The following is an 18,612-nucleotide window of genomic DNA, read 5'->3' as shown; positions in this document are numbered from 1 at the left end:
GAGGTCTGGATCCCCGCCGTCGCGGGGATGACCAGGACGGGGCGGGGATGACCCGCCCGCATCAGATATGCAGCGCCCGCCCCAGCCCCCTCAGCGCTGCTTCCTGCACCGCCTCGCCCAGCGTCGGGTGGGCGTGGATGATGCCGGCCACGTCTTCCAGCCGGGCGCCCATCTCGATCGCATAGCAGAAAGCCGCGCTCAGTTCGGACACGCCGGCGCCGACGGCCTGCCAGCCGAGGACCTGGTGCGTGTCGGCGCGCGCCACCACGCGCACGAAGCCTTCGGCGGACTCCATGCTCAGCGAACGGCCGTTGGCCGCGAAAGGGAAGGAGGACACCCGCACCTCGAGGCCGCGCGCCTCGGCGTCGGCCGGCGTGAGGCCGGCCACCACCAACTCCGGGTCGGTGAAGCACACGGCGGGGATGGCCATCGGGTCGAAGCGCCGCCGGTGTCCGGCGATGAGTTCCGCCACCATCTCGCCCTGGGCCATCGCCCGGTGCGCCAGCAGCGGCTCGCCGGTCAGGTCGCCGATCGCCCAGACCTTGTGCATGGAGGTGCGGCACTGGTCGTCGACCTTCACCGCGCGGCCGTCCATGTCCAGCTGCAAACCTTCCAGGCCGTAGCCCTGGGTGCGCGGCACGCGGCCCGCGGCCACCAGCACCCGGTCGGCCGGCAGCGCGAACTCGTCGGCCTTGCTGCTACGTACGCGCAGGCCGCGTTCGGTCAGGCCCTCGGCCTTGCAGTTCAGGTGCAGGACGATGCCCATGCGGCGCAGCGACGCCAGCACCGGCTTGGCGAGTTCCTCGTCGTAGGTCGGCAGGATGCGGCCGGCAGCCTCCACCACCGTCACCTCGGCGCCCAGCTTGCGCCAGGCCATGCCCAGCTCCAGCCCGATGTAGCCGGCGCCGATCACGACCAGGTGTTTCGGTCGCTCCGTCAACGCCAGTGCCTCGGTGGAGGTGATCACCGGGCCGCCGAACGGCAGCGTCGGCAGCTGCACCGGCACCGAGCCCGTGGCCAGCAGCAGGTGCTCGCAGGTGATGCGCAGCGGCTCGCCGTCGGGCACGGCGACGTCCACCGTCTTGCCGTCCACCAGCGTCGCCCAGCCGCGCACCACCTGCACGCCCGCCTTGCGCAGCAGCGCGGCGACGCCGCCGGTGAGCTTGCCCACCACGCCGTCCTTCCACTGCTGCAGGCGCGCCAGGTCGATGGACGGCTGCTGCACGCGGATGCCCAGCGCGTTGTCGCCGGCGAAGCGCACGGCCTTCTCGTACTCGCCCGCCGCGTGGATCAGCGCCTTGGACGGGATGCATCCCACGTTCAGGCACACCCCGCCCAGGTGCTCGCCTTCCACCAGCACGGTGGGGATGCCCAGCTGGCCAGCGCGGATGGCGGCCACGTAGCCGCCGGGACCGCCGCCGATGACCAGCAGCTTCTTCTCGAGTGTCTTCATCGGATCAATCCACGAACAGGAGGGCCGGCGTTTCCAATAGCGACCGGATGGCCTGCACGAACTGCGCGGCGTCCATGCCATCGACCACGCGGTGGTCGAAGGAGGACGACAGGTTCATCAGCTTGCGCTTGACGATCGCGTCGCCCTGGAACACCGGCCGCTCGACGATGCGGTTGACGCCGACGATGGCCACTTCCGGGTGGTTGATCACCGGCGTGGTGACGATGCCGCCCAGCGGGCCCAGGCTGGTGATGGTGATGGTCGAGCCGCTCAGCTCCTCGCGCGCCGCCTTGCCGCTGCGCGTGGCCTCGGCCAGCCGCGCGACCTCGCGGCCGAAGGTCCACAGGTCCATGGCCTCGGCGTGCTGCAGCACCGGCACCATCAGCCCGGACTCGGTCTGCGTGGCCATGCCCAGGTGCACCGGCTCGTAGCGTGTCACCACGCCCGCGTCGTCGTCGAAGCGCGCGTTCATCTGCGGGAAGTCCTGCAGCGCGAGCACGACGGCGCGCGCGATGAAGGGCAGCACGGTGAGCTTGCCGCGCGTGGCACCGTGACGCTCATTGAGCTTGGCGCGCAGTGACTCCAGCTCGGTCACGTCGACTTCCTCGACGTAGCTGAAGTGCGGGATGCGGCGCTTGGCCTCCTGCATCTTCTGCGCGATGCGCCGGCGCAGGCCGATCACCGGCACCTGCTGCTCGCCATGCTTCTGGCGCAGGCCGGTCGCTGCTGCCGGCTGCGGCTGGCCGCGCGAGGCCAGGTAGACGTCCAGGTCCGAATGCTCGATGCGGCCGGCCGGTCCGCTGCCGTGCACGAACTGCAGCTCGATACCCAGCTCCCAGGCGCGCCGGCGCACGGCCGGCGAGGCGATCGGCCGCTCGCCCGGTGCGCGCCGCGGCGGCGGGGTCACGGCAGGCGGACGGGGAGCGGCGGGCCGTCCGGCAGCCGGCGCCGACGGCCGCGAGGGCGCCGGCGCGGCCGGCGGGTTCTCCTGGGTGACGTCGTCCTTGCGGTCCGGCGGCAGTCCCGCAGGCGCAGCGGCCTGCGCGGGGGCGGCGGCCTGCGCGGGGGCGGCGGCCTGTGCGGGGGCGGCGGCCTTCGCCGCGGCAGTAGCCGGAGGCGATCCCTTCACGTTGCCCTCGCCCGCCACTTCGATGCGCACCAGTTCCGCGCCGACGGCCATCAGTTCGCCGGGCTGGCCGCCCAGCTCCAGCACCTTGCCCGCGACGGGCGACGGGATCTCGACGGTGGCCTTGTCGGTCATCACGTCGGCGACGACCTGGTCTTCCTTCACCTCGTCGCCCGGCTGCACGCGCCACTCGACCAGCTCCACTTCGGCGATGCCCTCGCCGATGTCCGGCATCTTGATTGCGTAGATCCCCATGGTTCAGCCCTCCAGCACGCGCTTGAGGGCCGCGCCCACGCGGTCCGGCCCCGGGAAATAGGCCCACTCCTGGGCATGCGGATAGGGCGTATCCCAGCCGGTCACCCGCTCGATCGGCGCTTCCAGGTGATAGAAGCAGTGCTCCTGCACCAGCGCCGAGAGCTCGGCGCCGAAGCCGCTGGTCCGGGTCGCCTCGTGCACGATCACGCAGCGGCCGGTCTTCTTCACCGACGCCACCACCGTGTCCAGGTCCATCGGCCAGATCGAGCGCAGGTCGATGATCTCGGCGTCCACGCCCGCCTCGCGTGCCGCGGCCTCGGACACCCACACCATGGTCCCGTAGGTCAGCACCGTGACCTGCGCGCCGGTCCGGAACACCGAGGCCGAATCCAGCGGCACCCGGTAGTAGCCCTCGGGCACCTGCCCCAACTCGTGCTTGGACCAGGGCACCACCGGCCGATCGTGGTGGCCGTCGAACGGCCCGTTGTACAGGCGCTTGGGCTCCAGGAAGATCACCGGGTCGTCGCACTCGATGGCCGAGATCAGCAGGCCCTTGGCGTCGTACGGGTTGCTGGGCATCACGGTGCGGATCCCACACACGTGGGTGAACAGCGCCTCCGGGCTCTGGCTGTGGGTCTGGCCGCCGTAGATGCCGCCGCCGCAGGGCATGCGGATGGTGATCGGGCAGGTGAAGTCGCCGGCCGAGCGGTAGCGCAGGCGCGCCGCCTCCGACACGATCTGGTCGGAGGCCGGGTAGAAGTAGTCGGCGAACTGGATCTCGGCCACCGGCCGCAGGCCGTAGGCGCCCATGCCCACCGCCACGCCGACGATGCCGCCCTCGTTGATCGGCGTGTCGAAGCAGCGGTGCTTGCCGTACTTGGCCTGCAGGCCTTCGGTGACGCGGAACACGCCGCCGAAGTAGCCCACGTCCTGGCCGAACACGACCACCTTGCCGTCGCGCGCCATCATCACGTCCATGGCCGAGCGCAGGGCCTGGATCATGGTCATCTGCTTCGTCTCGCCGGCGGCGGAGGCGACCGCCGTGGTTTCGCGGGTTTCGGTCAGCATGGTCATACCCCCAGCTGCTGGCGTTGCCGGCGCAGGTGCGCGGGCATCTCGGCATAGACGTCCTCGAACATCTCGGACGGACTCGGGATGTGGCTGTCCAGCAGGGTGCCGTAGCTCTCGGCCTCCTTCTGCGCGGCGGCGACCTCGGCCTCCAGTTCCAGCCGCACCTGCTCGTGCTCCTGCTCCGACCAGGCGCCCAGCCCGATCAGGTGCTGCTTGAGCCGCTGGATCGGGTCGCCCAGCGGGAAGCGCTGCCAGTCGTCGGCCGGCCGGTACTTGGACGGGTCGTCCGAGGTCGAATGCGCGCCGGCCCGGTAGGTGACCCACTCGATCAGCGTCGGCCCGAGGTTGGAGCGGGCCCGCTCGGCCGCCCACTTCGACGCCGCATAGACGGCCAGGAAGTCGTTGCCGTCCACCCGCAGCGAGGCGATGCCGCAGCCCACGCCACGCGCGGCGAAGGTAGTGGACTCGCCGCCGGCGATCGCCTGGAAGGTGGAGATCGCCCACTGGTTGTTCACCACGTTCAGGATCACCGGCGCGCGGTAGACGTGGGCGAAGGTGAGCGCGGTGTGGAAGTCGGCCTCGGCGGTGGCGCCGTCGCCGATCCAGGCCGAGGCGATGCGCGTGTCGCCCTGGATCGCCGACGCCATCGCCCAGCCCACTGCCTGGATGAACTGGGTGGCGAGGTTGCCCGAGATGGAGAAGAAGCCGGCCCGCTTGTACGAGTACATCACCGGCAGCTGCCGGCCCTTCATCGGGTCGCGCCGGTTGCTCATGAGCTGGCACATCAGCTCGACCATCGGGATGTCGTCGCGGCTGAGCAGCAGGCCCTGCTGGCGGTAGGTCGGGAAGCACATGTCGCCCGGCTCGATGGCAGCCGCGTGCGCGCACGCGATGGCCTCCTCGCCCAGCGCCTGCATGTAGAAGGAGATCTTGCGCTGCCGCTGCACGACCAGCATGCGGGCGTCGAAGGCGCGCGTGCGCATCATGGCGCGCAGGCCCTTGCGCAGCTGCGCGGTCGAGATCTCCGGTGCCCAGGGGCCGACGGCGCGGCCCTCGCCATCGAGCACGCGGATCAGCGCGTAGGCCAGGTCGTTGGTGTCGAAGTGGGTGGTGTCCACCGGCGGCCTTCGCACGGCGCCGGCTTCGGAGAGGGGAAGGTAGGAGAAGTCGGTGGCACAGCCGGGACGCCCGGAGGGCTCCGGCACGTGCAGCCGCAGGGGCTGGTGCTCGCTCATGCAATCGCTCCGCGCGCTTCTGGCGCGCCATCGGGTCTGCAACGGTCGGAACGCGACGGCGGGTAAGCCGTCGCCCTCCTCAGGTCCTGCGCGGGTCGCGCGCAAGCCTGCTCAGTTTAGTCGGGAATAGCGGCGGCGTGAGCGATCAGCCCCGCAGCAGACGGGCCAATTTCGCCCCCTGCAGCACCTCGATCTGCCGCGACTTGGCAAGCCGGGCCGCCTGCGGGCTGAGTTCGCCCAGCGCGACGTAGACGCCGCGGCCGACTTCCTGCCGCTGCATGGCCTGGTCCAGCGCCTGCAGCGCGTCCTCGCCGTGCCGAGCCGCCTTCCAGCGCCGTGCCGACACCAGGGTGGATTGCCCGTTGCGCTCGAGCAGCAGGTCGGCGCCGCCCTGCCCCGGCCGCACCTGCCAGCCTTCGCGCGTGAAGCCGGCCCGCAGCGCCTGTTCGAATTCGGGCCACGGCATGCGGCTCGCGCCGTCGAGCAGCACCTGCGCCTGCGCCGGGCTGGGCGCGCCGAGCTGGCGCCAGAAGGCGATGGCGCCGATCACGAAGAAAGGCAGCGCGCCCATGCTGCCCACGTTGCGGTAGTCCGGCGGCAGCAGCGCCTGCGTCAGCGCGACCAGCACAAGCGCCACCGCGATGCTGATCCACCACGACGAGCGCAGCAGCACCGCGAACAACGAGTTCTCCGCCATGCGGAACTTCATGCGGGGACTCCGGCCGGATCAATGATGGTGTCCATGCTCGCCATGCGCGTGGCGATGCTGGATCTCCTCGGGCGTGGCCGCCCGCACCCCTTGCACCTTGATCAGGAAGCGCACGTCCTGACCGGCCAGCGGATGGTTGCCGTCCAGGTGCACGGTGTCGCCCTTGATCCTGGCGACCCGGAAGGCCTGCCGCTGGCCCTGCTCGCCCGGCAGTTCGAGCACGCCGCCCACCTTCACGCCCGGCGGGAAGTCCCGCTTGGCGATGGTGCGCACCAGGTTCTCGTCACGCTCGCCGAAGGCGTCCTGCGCCGACAGCTGCAGCGTGAGCTGGTCGCCCGGTTCGCGGCCCTCCAGCGCGGCCTCGATTTTTTCGAGGGTATTCCCGTAGCCGCCGTGCAGGTAGGCCTCCGATCCGCGGCTCTGGTCGAGCAGGCGGCCCTGCTTGTCGGCAATCCTGACCGTCAGCGTGACCACGGTGTCCTTGGTGATTTTCATGGGCCGATTCTGCCAAGGTCGTGCCCGCCGCTTGCTTGAGCCGGCCTGCCGTTGCCACTACCATGTGCCGGCCAAGCTCCCGCACCCACGCATGAGCCCCCGCTTGCCCCCGGCCCGGGGCGAGGTCGCACACCTCCTCCAGGCACAGGACCGGGCGTCTTCGCCCTTGGGGGAACCCACGTGCTGGCCGGCCGCACTGCACACCGTGGCGGCACTCGTGCTGGAGGCCGCCCGGCCCATGTACCTGGCTTGGGGCCCGGAGCTCTCCCTGGTCTACAACGACGCCTGCCGGCGCATCCTCGGCCACCGGCACCCGGCCGCGCTGGGCCGCCCGCTGGAACAGGCCTGGCCGGAGATGTGGCGGTGTGTCGGCCGGCTGCACGAGCGGGCCCTGCAGGGCGAAGCCTGCGAGGCGGAGAACGTCGAATGCAGCGTGCCGCACGACGGCGCGGAGCGCCAGGCCTGGTTCAGCCTGTCCTGCAGCCCGGTGCGCGCCGGCGACGCCGTCGCCGGCGTGCTGTGCCTGATCGAGGAGACCACCGAGCGGGTGCTGGCCGAGCGCAACCGGCAGGCCGAGTCGCAGCGGCTGCAGCAGTGGTTCGCGCAGGCGCCCAACCTGCTGGCGGTGCTGCGCGGTCCCGAGCACCGGATCGAAGTCGCCAACGCGGCCGTCCACGAGCTGACCGGCCATGCCGACATGGTGGGGCTGACGGTGCGCGAGGCCCTTCCCGACCTCGAAGCGCAGGGCTACATCCAGCTGCTGGACGAGGTGCACCGCAGCGGTGTTCCCTTCATCGGCCGCTCGATGGCGGCGCGCTTCCGCCGCGCGCGCGAAGCGCCGCTGGAGGAGCGGCTGTTCGATCTCCTGTTCCAGCCGATCCGCGACGACGCAGGCCGGGTCACCGGCATCTTCTTCTCGGCCGTCGACGTCACCGAATCGGCCCGGACCACCGCGGCCCTGCGCGTCAGCGAGGAAAGGCTGCTCGCCGCCACCGCCGGGGCCGGCGTCGGCATCTGGGAGATCGACCTGGCGACCGGCCGCGGCGAGTGGTCGGAAATCGCTTCGGCGCTGGTGAGCCTGCACCGCAGCGACTTCACGACCACGGACTGGGAGGAGGCCGTCGATCCGCAGGACCTGCCGCACCTGCAGGCGGTCTGGGAGCGGGCGCTGCTGCACGACACGCCGTACGAAGTCGAGTTCCGCACTCGCGCCCGCGCGCCCGACGGCGGCCCGCGCTGGCTGCTGGCCCGCGGCCACGTCGAACGCAATGCGGACGGCCAGCCGGTCCGCGGATGCGGCGTGATCTTCGAGGTCACCGAGCGTCGCCGGGCCCAGGACGCGGCCCGCCAGGCCCAGGAGGCGCTGCAGGCGGCCGAGGAGAGCATGCAGCTGGCCATGACCATAGGCGCGGTCGGCACCTGGGACTGGGACATGAGCCACGACCGGATGCATTGGTCGCGCAGCCGCTTCGAGGTGCTGGGGATGGAGCCCACGCCCACCGGCGAGGCGAGCATGGAGATGTGGCTCAACTCCATCCCCAACGAGGACGTCCCGGCGCTGCAGGCCGAATGGAAGCGCGCGCTGGAATCGCACGACGTGTTCCGCTCCGAGCACCGCTACCGGCGCATCGACGGCCGCAAGATCTGGGTGTCGGCCGCCGGCCGCTTCTTCTATGGCGAGGATGGCGAGCCGGTGCGCTTCGTCGGCGTGTTCTTCGACATCACGCGGCGCAAGCAGGCCGAGGAGGCGCTGCGCAACGCCGACCGCCGAAAGGACGAGTTCCTCGCCACGCTGGCGCACGAGCTGCGCAACCCGATGGCGCCGATCCGCAACGGCCTGGCCATCCTGCGCGTGCCCGGCCTGGAGGAAGGCACGCGCGACCGCATGCTGGAGCTGATGGACAGGCAAGTCCAGCACATGGTGCGGCTGGTGGACGACCTGCTGGAGGTGTCGCGCATCACGCGCGGCAAGATCGAACTGCGGCGCGAGGTCGTCGAGCTGCGCTCGGTCGTTCGCGCCACGCTCGACGCCCTGCAGCCGCAGTTCCATGCCGCCGAGCACGAGGTGCGCATGGACCTGCCGGCCCAGCCGGTGCTGATCCACGCCGACCCGACGCGCATCGCGCAGGTGGTGGACAACCTGCTGAGCAACGCGTGCAAGTACACCCCCGACGGCGGCCAGGTGCGCGTGGCGCTGCGGGTGGAGGGCCGGCAGGCGGTGCTGGAGGTGGAGGACAACGGCACCGGCATCCCGCCCGAGATGCTGGACCGCGTCTTCGAGCTGTTCACGCAGGTCGATCGCACGCTCGGTCGCGCCAAGGGCGGGCTGGGCATAGGGCTCGCCCTGGTGCAGCAGCTCGTGCGCATGCACGGCGGCAGCGTGCGGGCCGAGAGCGCCGGCATCGGCAGCGGCGCGCGCTTCACAGTCCGGCTGCCGCTGATGGCGGCCGCGCCCGCGCTGGCCGCCGGCTCCGCCCCGCCGGGATGGACGTCGCGCGCGCAGCCGGCGCGCGTGCTGGTGGTGGACGACAACCACGACGCTGCTGACAGCCTGGCCCTGCTCGTGGAGTCGGGCGGGCACGAGGTGCGCACCGCCTACGACGGCCCCGAAGCGCTGCGGCTGGCGCCGGAGTTCGAGCCGCAATGGGTGCTGCTGGACATCGGCATGCCGGGCATGGACGGGCACGAGGTGGCGCGCGCGCTGCGGGCGCGGCCCGGCGGCAGGCAGCTCAAGCTGGTGGCCGTCACCGGCTGGGGCCAGGCCGGCGACCGCCGCCTGACGCTGGCCTCCGGCTTCGATGCGCACCTGGTCAAGCCGGTGGACCCGGCCGCCCTGCTGCAGCTGCTGGAACAGGCCGAAGTCGCCCCCACCGCCTGAGCGCCGCCGCGCGACGCGGCTCGGCGCCGGCCATCCGCCCCGCACTTCCGCCCAAGTCCTACAGGGCAGGCCGCCCCGCAGGAGGACAGTGCAACCTGAACAAGGAGGCGCGCATGGCCAAGGAAGACCTGGCATTCGAACACCTGGGCCCCACGGCCCGGCTCGACGAGGACGCGCGTACCGCCGAGCGGTTGAGCCTGGCGCGGCAGCTGCCCAAGCGCACCGTGGCCCTGGTGCTGGCCGGCGGACGGGGATCGCGGCTGCACGAACTGACCGACCGGCGCGCCAAGCCGGCCGTGTACTTCGGCGGCAAGTTCCGCATCGTCGACTTCGCCCTGTCCAACTGCATCAACTCCGGGATCCGGCGCATCGGCGTGCTGACCCAGTACAAGTCGCACTCGCTGCTGCGCCACCTGCAGCGCGGCTGGAACTTCCTGCGCGGCGAGGCCAACGAGTTCATCGACCTGCTGCCGGCGCAGCAGCGCATCAGCGAAGCCGACTGGTACCGCGGCACGGCCGACGCGATCTTCCAGAACATCGACATCCTGAAGTCCTACGCGCCCGAGTACATCCTGGTGCTGGCCGGCGACCACGTCTACAAGATGGACTACTCGCTGATGCTGCTGGACCACGTGGAGTCGGGCGCGCGCTGCACCGTTGGCTGCATCGAGGTGCCGCGCATGGAGGCCACCGCACTGGGCGTGATGGCGATCGACGAGCGCCGCCGCATCACCGGCTTCCTGGAGAAGCCCGCCGACCCGCCGGCCATCCCCGGCAAGCCGGACCGCGCGCTGGGCAGCATGGGCATCTACGTTTTCGATGCCGAGTTCCTCTACGGGCTGCTAGAGGAGGACGGCGCCGACCAGGCCTCGCAGCGCGACTTCGGCAAGAACGTGATCCCGCGGCTGGTGGCGCGCGGCGACGTGCTGGCGCATCCGCTCAACCTCTCCAGCGTGCCGGCCAGCACGCGCCACAACCCGTACTGGCGCGACGTGGGCACGGTCGATGCGTTCTGGGCGGCCAACCTGGACCTGGCCTCGGACATGCCCGAGCTGAACATCTACGACCGCGACTGGCCGATCTGGACCCACCAGGAGCAGTTGCCACCGGCCAAGTTCGTGCCCGACGAGAAGGGCCGGCACGGCGCCATCGCCAACGTGCTGGCCTCGGGCGGCTGCATCGTGTCGGGCTCGGACCTCACCCACGCGGTGCTGTTCAACAGCGTGCGCGTGCACTCGTGCTGCAACATCCGCGAGGCGGTGATCCTGCCCGGGTGCGAGATCGGGCGCGGCAGCCGGCTCTCGCGCGTGGTCATCGACCGCGCCTGCCGGATCGCCGACGGCACCGTGATCGGCGAGGACCCGCAGCAGGACGCCGAACGCTTCCACCGGACCGAGAGCGGCGTCGTGCTGGTGACCAAGGAGATGCTGGGGCAGGCCTGAGCGCGCCTGGGTGGGCTGAGCGCGCCTGGGTGGCGTGCGCGGGGCAGAATCGCAGGCTGCTGATCCGCATGGCCCCGACTTCATGACCGCCCCGGCACCCGCACCCCATCCGCTTCCCCCGTTCCGCACCATCGCCGACCTGGTGCGCGAGCACGCTGCCGCGCGGCCGCGGCACACGGCTTTCGTGCAGGGCGCACGGCGCCTGTCCTGGGGCGAACTCGACGCGGCGATCGACCGCGTGGCGGCGGCGCTGCAGCGCGACGGCGTGCAGCCTCGGCAGGCGATCTCGATCAGCGGCGCGAACAGCATCACCTATGCCGTGCTGTTCCTCGGCGCGCTGCGCGCCGGGGTGGCCGTGGCGCCGCTGCCGACCGGGGCCACGCCGCTGCAACTGGCCGGCATGGTTGCGGACAGCGGAGCGCGGCTGCTGTTCGCCGATGACAGCGTGCCGGCGCTGGAGAGCACGGTGCCGCGGATTTCGATGGACCCGGATGCCGTCATCCCCGCACAGGCGGGGATCCAGCGCAGCGCGCCCACGAGCGTCAGCGAGTGGCTCGCCCCGCCCGGCACCAGGCCGCAGCCGGTCGACGTCCAGCCCGACTGGCCGTTCAACATCATCTATTCGTCCGGGACCACCGGCACGCCCAAGGGCATCGTGCAGTCGCACGGCATGCGCTGGGCCCACGTGGCGCGGGCGGAAGCCGGTGGTTACGGCCCCACTTCGGTCGCCCTGCTGTCGACCTCGCTGTGCTCCAACACCACGCTGGTGTGCCTGTTCCCGGCGCTGTCGCGCGGCGGCACCATCGCGCTGACCGAAGGGCGCTTCGACGCCGGCACCTGGCTGGCACTGGCCCAACGCGAGCGCGCCACCCACGCCATGCTGGTGCCGGTGCAGTACCAGCGCCTGATGGCCCACCCGGACTTCGACCGCTTCGACCTGTCGTCCTTCGTGATGAAGTTCTGCACCAGCGCGCCCTTCTCCGCCGCGCTGAAGGCCGACATCCTGAAGCGCTGGCCGGGCGGCCTGACCGAGTACTACGGCATGACCGAAGGCGGCGGCACCTGCATGCTCTTCGCGCACGAATTCCCGCACAAGCTGCACACCGTGGGCCGGCCGGCCGAGGGCCACGACATCCGGCTGATCGACGAGGACGGCCGCGAGGTGCCGCCGGGCGAGATCGGCGAGGTGGTGGGCCGCTCCGGCGCGATGATGACGGCGTACCACAACCAGCCGGGCAAGACGCGCGAGGCCGAGTGGTACGACGCCCAGGGCAACCGCTTCATCCGCACAGGCGACGTGGGCCGCTTCGACGAGGACGGCTTCCTGGTGCTGATGGACCGCCGCAAGGACATGGTGATCAGCGGCGGCTTCAACATCTACCCCGGCGACCTCGAGGCGGTGCTGCGCCAGCACCCGGCGGTGGCCGACGTCGCCGTGGTGGGCGTGCCCTCCGCCGAGTGGGGCGAGTCGCCTGCCGCCTTCGTGGTGGCCGGACCCGGCGCACCGTCGCCCGACGAACTGAAGGCCTGGGCGAACGAGCGCCTGGGCAAGACCCAGCGCCTGGCCGGCGTGCGCTACCTGGACGAACTGCCGCGCAGCGACATCGGCAAGGTGCTCAAGCGGCAGTTGCGCGAGCAGTGGACGGGTTGAATGCTTTTGCCACGAAAACGAGCCTGTTTTCGTGGCAAGCGTCGGGTCGAAGGGAAAGGCAGCGGCGGCGTCCTCGACCGGCGCTAGCCTTTCAGATCCGTCAGCTTCGCGCCCTTCGCCTAGGGCTAACCCGAATGATCCAGGAAAGTTCCCACCGCCGTGCAGCCCGCGCACGGGGATATCCCGGAATGCCATTCCCATTTGGGCAAATACACTGGAGCCGGGATCCGAGAGGTCCTTTGGGAAGATGAGATCCGCCAGACTCATCTGGTTGGGCCCCCCTCACCGGGGGCCCTTTTTTTCGCTCGTGCGACAGCTGCGGCTGGCAAACCTCCTTCGGGTGTCGCAAGCCATCAGCGGCGCGCCACCGCCTGCCGGTACAGCGGCATCACCACCTGCGCCGCCTGCACCAGCTGCGCTTCGCGATCCGCGGCCGACGGGTGCGTGCTGAGGAACTCGGGCGGAGCGCCGCCACCGGCCGATCGCATCTTGCGCCACAGGCTCACCGCCGCCGTGGGATCGAAGCCGGCGCGCGCCGCGAGCTCCACGCCGATGCGGTCGGCCTCCAGCTCGGCCTGCCGGCTGCGCGGCAGCGAGAGCGTCACGTCGGCCACCATGTCGCCGAGCTGGGCCAGCCCCTCGTTGCCGGTCACGGCCGAGAGGATGGCCAGCGGCAGCTCCTGCGCCTGCTGCAGCGACACCTGCTCGCGCACGTGCTCGCGCAGCGCATGCGCCATCTCGTGCCCGATCACGGCCGCGAGCTCGGCATCGGTGAGCTGCAGGCGGTCCAGCAGGCCGGAATAGACGCCGATCTTGCCGCCGGCCATGCAGAAGGCATTGATCTCGTTGGTGTCGAACAGGTGCGCTTCCCAGGTCCAGCCCAGGGCCTCGGGCCGGAAGGCGCTGGTCGCGGGCACCAGCCGCGCGGTGACGTCACGCACGCGCGCGACCTGCGCGGCGTCCCGGTCGAGCACGCCCTCGGACGCGGCCTCCTGCAGCAGGTCCCGGTAGGCCTGGGCCGAGGCTGCCTGGATCTCCTCGGAGCTGACCGCCATGCGCTGGGTGCGCGTCACCCCGACGGCGCCGGGCTGCGTGGTCTGCACGGTCTCGCAGCCAGCCAGGCCCAGCGCCAGGATCAGTGCCGCAGCGGGCAGCGCGAGGCGGGAGCGGGCGAGCGGAGAGCGGGACGTGGCGTGCATGGGTCCATGCTGCGGCCGTCCCGTGCGTGCGCGTGTTGCATGCCGTAAGCAAGGTGAACAGGCGCACGCGTCCGCGCGTCAACCCACCGGCACGGGCACGAACAGCGTGTCGTCGCCACGCTGCACCAGCAAGGCGACGCTCTTGCCGCCCTGCTCCACCGCGGCGCGCGCGGCCTCGACGGTCTTCACCGGCGTGCCGTTCACCGCGACGATGACGTCGCCGGGGCGCACCCCCGCCTTGGCCGCGGGGCCGCCCGCCTGCTCGACCACCAGCCCGCTGCGCCCGTCCTGCTCGCCCAGCGGCCGCAGGGCCAGGCCCAGCTTGCCGCCGCCGGCCGGGCTGGCGGGACCGGCCTCGTCGTCGGCGGATGCCTGCTGCTCCTGCGCGGCCGCCAGGGTGGCGGCGAGGTCCACCGATTGGCCCTTGCGCCACACCTCCAGCTGCACCTGCTCGCCGGGGCGGCGGGCCGCCAGTTGCGCCGGCAGGTCGCCCGAGGCCACGACCGCCTTGCCGTCGACCGCGTGGATCACGTCGCCGACCTTCAGCCCGGCCTTGTCGGCGGGACTGCCGGGGTCCACCCGCGCGACCAGCGCGCCTTCGGGCCGGGGCAGCTTGAAGGAGTCGGCCAGCGCCTGGTTCACCTCCTGCACCACCACGCCCAGCCGTGCGTGGTCCACCTTGCCGTGGGCCACGATCTGCTGCTGGATCTTCGCGGCCAGGTCGATCGGGATCGCGAACGACACGCCCTGGTAGCCGCCCGAGCGGCTGTAGATCTGCGAGTTGATGCCCACCACCTCGCCGCGCGCGTTGAACAGCGGGCCGCCCGAGTTGCCGGGATTGATCGCCACGTCGGTCTGGATGAAGGCCACGCCGCTGCCATCGGGCAACGTGCGGGACTTGGCGCTCACCACGCCGGCGGTGACGGTGTTCTCGAAGCCGAACGGCGAGCCGATGGCCAGCACCCAGTCGCCCACGTCCAGGTTCTGCGTGGAGCCGAGCTTGACGGTGGGCAGGTCCTTCGCGTCGATCTTGATGACGGCGACGTCGGTCTTCTCGTCGCTGCCCAGCACCTTGGCCTTGAATTCGCGCCGGTCGGTCAGCTTGACCGTCACTTCGTCGGCGCCCTTCACCACGTGGGCGTTGGTCAGGATCAGCCCGTTCGGGTCGACGATGAAGCCCGAGCCGGCGCCGCGCACGGGCACCTCGCGCTCGAGGCCGGGGCCGCCGGGCGCCTGGAAGCGGCGGAAGAACTCGAACGGGTCGCCGCCGAACTCGGGCATCGCGAGCGTCTTGCGCATGCCGGACACGGTGATGTTGACGACGGCCGGGCCCTGCTCGCGCGTGATCTGCGCGAAGTCGGGCATGCCGGCCGGCGCCGAGGCCTGCTGCGTCGCGGCCGGCTGCGTCACGGCGGCCTGTGCGGCCGGCATGCGGTACGCCAGTTCCACGCCGGCACCGCCGACAATGCCGGCGGCGGCCAGGGCGAGCACGAGGGGGGCGGAACGGAAGCGGTTCAGGTTCATGGTGCAGTCCTCCTGGGGATTTCGTCGACCATGACTGTGCGCGGCGGTCCTTAGGCCTCGCTTAAGCCAAGTTTGGTCATTCCCGCGGAGGCGGGAATCCAGTGCGTCCGCTTTCGCGGCCTGCCTGGACGCCCTGGGTCCCCGCCGCCGCGGGGACGACGGCAGAGGCGCGCTGCCGTGCCTACACCTGCGCAGGGGTGCCGGAACGCCCAGGGAACTCGACCTCCACCCGCAGCCCGCCGAGCCGCTCCGATGCCGCCAGCCGCACCTGCGCGCCGTGCCGCCGCGTGATCGCCGCCACGATCGGCAGGCCCAGCCCGCTGCCGGGGGCGTCCTGCCCGGGCGCGCGCCAGAAGCGGTCGAACACGCGCTCGCGGTCCTGGGGCGGCACGCCGGGGCCGCTGTCCTCCACCGCCAGCAGCACCCCGCCCGCCCCGCGCGGCGCGAGCAGGATGTCGACCTGGCCGCCGGCCGGCGCGTACTTGACGGCGTTGTCCAGCAGGTTGCGCAGCAGCGTGCGCAGGCCCTCGCCGTCGCCCTGCACGGCCAAAGGTCCGGCCGGCACCTCGGCCAGCCCGACGTCGACCGCCTTGGCCCGCGCCAGCGGCAGCACGTCGGCCACGGCTTCGCGGCACAGCACCTGCAGGTCGACGGCGCCGGACGCGCCGGCCGGCTGCGCGTCCTCGCGCGCCAGCGCGAGCAGCTGCGAGACCAGCCCGATCGCGCGGGCGATCCCCTGCTCCAGCCGCGCCAGCGCCGCGTCGCGCGCGGGGCCCGCCGGCTCGCGCTGCAGCGATTGCGCCTGCAGTTTCAGGGCCGTCAGCGGCGAGCGCAGCTCGTGCGCCGCATCGGCAACGAAGCGCTGCTGCGCGGACAGCGCCTCGCGCACCCGGCCGAACAACGAGTTCAGGTCGTTCACCAACGGCCGGACCTCCTGCGGCAGGCCGGCCGCATCCAGCGGCGACAGGTCCTCAGCCGGCCGCGCGGCCACCTGCCGCCGCAGCCGCTGCACCGGCGCCAGCGAGCGGTCGATGACGATCCACACCGCCAGCATCAGCAGCAGCCCGAGGAGCGCCACCGGCAGCACCGCGTCCAGCGCCATGGCCCGCGCTCGGGCCTGCCGCCGGTCGAGGTCCTGCGCGATCTGCACGGCCCGGTCGCCCGCGCGCAGCGTGTACAGGCGGTAGCGCGTGCCGTCCACCCGATCCTCGGAAAAGCCGATCACCGCCGGCGGCGGCAGCGCCGGACCGGCCCGGAACAGCAGCACGCCGTTGCCGGTCCAGATCTGCACCGTGTAGTCGGCCTCGCCGGCGCCGGGCTGCAGCGGCAGGCCCGCCTGCGCGGAGCGCGCCAGCGCCTGCAGCTGCGCATCGAACAGCGCGTCCGCGTTGCGCAGCGCCGTGCGATAGGCGCTGGCCGCCTGCAGCACGCTGGCCAGCGCCACCGCTGCCAGCACCAGCCAGAGCAGCCGCCGGCGCAGCGAATGCGCCGGCGCGGCGGCCTCACTCGCGCGGGACGACATAGCCCAGCCCCCGCACGGTCTGGATCAGCCCGGCGCCCAGCTTCTTGCGCACGCCGTGCACGTAGACCTCGACCGCGTTGCTGCTGATGTCCTCCTTCCAGCCGTACAGCTTCTCCTCCAGCTGGGCGCGCGAGAACACCACGCCCGGGCGCAGCAGCATAGGTTCGAGCACGGCCCACTCGCGCGCCGACAGCGTGACCGGGCGGCCGGCGAGCGTCGCCTCGCGGGTGGCCGGGTTGAGCGTCACGTCCTGGTGGCGGATCAGCGCGTCGGCCTGGCCGGCGCTGCGGCGCACCAGCGCGCGCAGGCGGGCCAGCAGCTCGCTGGTGTCGAAGGGCTTGACCAGGTAGTCGTCGGCGCCCGCATCCAGGCCCGCCACCCGGTCGGCCACGGCATCGCGCGCGGTCGCCACCAGCACCGGCACCCGGTTGCCGCGGGCACGCAGCCGCGCGAGCACGTCCAGGCCGCTGCCCCGCGGCAGGCCCAGGTCCAGCACGACGGCGTCGTAGGCCCCGGCCGCCAGGGCCGCATCGGCCATGGGGGCGTCGCGCACCCAGTCGGCCGCCCAGTGCTCGGCGCGCAGCGCGTCCTGCACCGCTTCGCCGATCATGCGGTCGTCCTCGACCAGCAGCACGCGCATGTCCAAGCCCGTCCGTCGTGGGATTTCCGTCGATGCTGCGGCCGGCCCGGGCGCAGCCGTGTAGGCGCAGGCCGGCTCCCGGCCGGGCTGCGCGGCTTCGACCCGCGGCGGCCGGCGCAGTTCCGTGCGCCGGGGCCGGGATTGCCCGGTGAAGACAAAAGAATTTGTCCAAATACAATTGGCTGCATGAGTCGGTCCACCGCTTCCCGCTCCCCTTCCCCGCCCGAACCCGTCGCCGGCGTGCTGGCCGGCCTCGTCGCCGGCATCGCCTACCTGCTGGCGCAGATGGGCTTCGCGGCCACCGTACAGGGTGGCGTCGGCTGGGAGCCGCTGCACCGCATCTCGGCCATGCTGCTGGGCGACGGGGCGCTGCCGCCGCCGGCGGACATCGACCTGACCATCGGCGGCTTCGGGCTGCTGATCCACCTCGCGCTGGCGATCAACTTCGGCCGCGTGGTGGACCTGCTGGTGCGCGACCGCGACCTGCCCGCGGCGTGCCTGCGCGGCGCCCTGGTCGGCCTGGCCCTGTACGCCCTCAACTTCTGGCTGATCGCACCCACGCTGTTCCCCTGGTTCGCGGACAACCGCGGCCTGACCACCGTCATCGACCACCTGCTGTTCGGTGCCGTGGCAGGCGCCGCCTACGTGCCGCTGCGCGCCTGGCTGCAGGAGCGCAGGGTGGCGCTGCAGCAGGCCTGAGGGCGCGCCCCTTGGCGCCGGCCGGGGCGCGGCGGCTGCCCGCCGGGCTGCCTATCATTGCGCCCATGCCCACACCCCGCCGCGCGGCCCGCGCCGTGCCGACACCGGCCCCCGAGCTCTCGCCGTCCGCGCTGCGGGTACTGCGGCAGTTCCGCATCGTCGTCAACAGCGTCAAGTCGCACTTCCGCTCGGTCGAGACCCGGGCCGGCGTCTCCGGCGCGCAGCTGTGGGCGCTCAGCGTGATCGGCGACTCGCCCGGCATCGGCGTCAGCCGGCTCGCCCGCACCATGGACATCCACCAGTCCACCGCCAGCAACCTGCTGCGCCCGCTGCTGGCCCAGGGCCTGGTGCTGTCCGACCGCACCGAAGCCGACAAGCGCGCCGTGCACCTGAGCCTGTCGCCGGCCGGGGCGCGCATCCTGAAGAAGGCGCCCGGCCCCTTTGCCGGCGTGCTGCCGAAGGCGCTCACCGAGCTGGACGAGCGCACCCTCGCACGCCTGGACCGCGACCTGGGCCAGCTGATCGAGCGCCTGGGCGCCGACGACAAGGGCGGCAAGGTCCCGCTGTGGCAATCGACGCGCTGAGCGCAGCGAAGCGCGTCGTCCCCGCGAAGGCGGGGACCCAGATCATGGTCGAGCGAAGCGAGCGAACTCCCCCGTGACCCAGCAGCGCGCCTACGGCGCTGCCGAAGGCGGACGCACTGGATTCCCGCC

The 18,612-nt window shown here is 72.1% G+C and carries 15 protein-coding genes; 5 read left to right on the top strand and 10 right to left on the bottom strand.

Annotation, left to right across the window (positions count from 1 at the left end):
• Window positions 1–61: 61 nt before the first annotated feature.
• The 6 genes from lpdA to VEC03_RS08155 all read right to left on the bottom strand — a co-directional run bounded on the left by lpdA (window position 62) and on the right by VEC03_RS08155 (window position 6,344).
• A complete protein-coding gene (lpdA, locus tag VEC03_RS08180; RefSeq protein ID WP_324914267.1) occupies window positions 62–1,453 on the bottom strand; it encodes a dihydrolipoyl dehydrogenase in 1,392 nt (463 codons plus the stop codon).
• Window positions 1,454–1,457: 4 nt separating this feature from the next.
• Entirely contained in the window at window positions 1,458–2,834 is a 1,377-nt protein-coding gene (locus VEC03_RS08175) for a dihydrolipoamide acetyltransferase family protein (RefSeq protein ID WP_324914265.1), read from the bottom strand.
• 3 nt (window positions 2,835–2,837) lie between these two features.
• A complete protein-coding gene (locus VEC03_RS08170; protein ID WP_324914264.1) occupies window positions 2,838–3,902 on the bottom strand; it encodes an alpha-ketoacid dehydrogenase subunit beta in 1,065 nt (354 codons plus the stop codon).
• 2 nt (window positions 3,903–3,904) lie between these two features.
• A complete protein-coding gene (locus VEC03_RS08165; RefSeq protein WP_324914263.1) occupies window positions 3,905–5,140 on the bottom strand; it encodes a 3-methyl-2-oxobutanoate dehydrogenase (2-methylpropanoyl-transferring) subunit alpha in 1,236 nt (411 codons plus the stop codon).
• Window positions 5,141–5,285: 145 nt separating this feature from the next.
• The gene (locus tag VEC03_RS08160) at window positions 5,286–5,849 is read right to left on the bottom strand and encodes a restriction endonuclease (RefSeq protein WP_324914261.1); all 564 of its coding nucleotides are present in this window, start codon (window positions 5,847–5,849) and stop codon (window positions 5,286–5,288) included.
• Between the two features lie 18 nt (window positions 5,850–5,867).
• Entirely contained in the window at window positions 5,868–6,344 is a 477-nt protein-coding gene (locus VEC03_RS08155; protein ID WP_324914260.1) for a peptidylprolyl isomerase, read from the bottom strand.
• A 205-nt stretch (window positions 6,345–6,549) separates the two neighbouring features.
• On the opposite strand from VEC03_RS08155, the gene VEC03_RS08150 reads away from it, so the two are divergent.
• The 3 genes from VEC03_RS08150 (at window position 6,550) to VEC03_RS08140 (ending at window position 12,315) form a co-directional block, all read left to right on the top strand.
• Window positions 6,550–9,222 (top strand): PAS domain-containing hybrid sensor histidine kinase/response regulator, encoded by a 2,673-nt coding sequence (locus VEC03_RS08150; protein ID WP_324914259.1) that lies wholly within the window; start codon window positions 6,550–6,552, stop codon window positions 9,220–9,222.
• A 113-nt stretch (window positions 9,223–9,335) separates the two neighbouring features.
• Entirely contained in the window at window positions 9,336–10,664 is a 1,329-nt protein-coding gene (gene glgC, locus VEC03_RS08145) for a glucose-1-phosphate adenylyltransferase (protein WP_324914257.1), read from the top strand.
• A gap of 82 nt (window positions 10,665–10,746) precedes the next feature.
• Window positions 10,747–12,315, top strand: a complete 1,569-nt coding sequence (locus VEC03_RS08140; protein WP_324914256.1) for a class I adenylate-forming enzyme family protein — start codon at window positions 10,747–10,749, stop codon at window positions 12,313–12,315.
• A 353-nt stretch (window positions 12,316–12,668) separates the two neighbouring features.
• Here VEC03_RS08140 and VEC03_RS08135 read toward each other — a convergent pair whose 3' ends face one another.
• The 4 genes from VEC03_RS08135 to VEC03_RS08120 all read right to left on the bottom strand — a co-directional run bounded on the left by VEC03_RS08135 (window position 12,669) and on the right by VEC03_RS08120 (window position 17,200).
• Entirely contained in the window at window positions 12,669–13,514 is an 846-nt protein-coding gene (locus VEC03_RS08135) for a M48 family metallopeptidase (RefSeq protein WP_324914255.1), read from the bottom strand.
• 78 nt (window positions 13,515–13,592) lie between these two features.
• Window positions 13,593–15,038 (bottom strand): DegQ family serine endoprotease, encoded by a 1,446-nt coding sequence (locus VEC03_RS08130; RefSeq protein ID WP_324914254.1) that lies wholly within the window; start codon window positions 15,036–15,038, stop codon window positions 13,593–13,595.
• Window positions 15,039–15,219: 181 nt separating this feature from the next.
• Window positions 15,220–16,560 carry an ATP-binding protein gene (locus VEC03_RS08125; RefSeq protein ID WP_324914252.1) on the bottom strand — a complete coding sequence of 447 codons (1,341 nt, stop codon included), beginning with the start codon at window positions 16,558–16,560 and terminating at the stop codon, window positions 15,220–15,222.
• The gene (locus tag VEC03_RS08120; RefSeq protein ID WP_324914410.1) at window positions 16,541–17,200 is read right to left on the bottom strand and encodes a response regulator; all 660 of its coding nucleotides are present in this window, start codon (window positions 17,198–17,200) and stop codon (window positions 16,541–16,543) included. The genes VEC03_RS08125 and VEC03_RS08120 overlap by 20 nt, the downstream gene beginning before the upstream one ends.
• Window positions 17,201–17,386: 186 nt before the next feature.
• Here VEC03_RS08120 and VEC03_RS08115 point away from each other — a divergent pair, with 186 nt between their 5' ends.
• Window positions 17,387–17,899, top strand: coding sequence for a hypothetical protein (locus VEC03_RS08115; protein ID WP_324914251.1), 513 nt, complete (start codon window positions 17,387–17,389; stop codon window positions 17,897–17,899).
• Window positions 17,900–17,964: 65 nt separating this feature from the next.
• Window positions 17,965–18,483, top strand: a complete 519-nt coding sequence (locus VEC03_RS08110; protein ID WP_324914249.1) for a MarR family winged helix-turn-helix transcriptional regulator — start codon at window positions 17,965–17,967, stop codon at window positions 18,481–18,483.
• The last annotated feature ends 129 nt before the right edge of the window (window positions 18,484–18,612 follow it).

The sequence above is a fragment of the Ramlibacter sp. genome (assembly GCF_035627355.1).
In the GTDB taxonomy this organism is placed as follows: Bacteria; Pseudomonadota; Gammaproteobacteria; order Burkholderiales; family Burkholderiaceae_C; genus Ramlibacter.
This window is presented reverse-complemented; position numbering and strand designations above follow the sequence as displayed.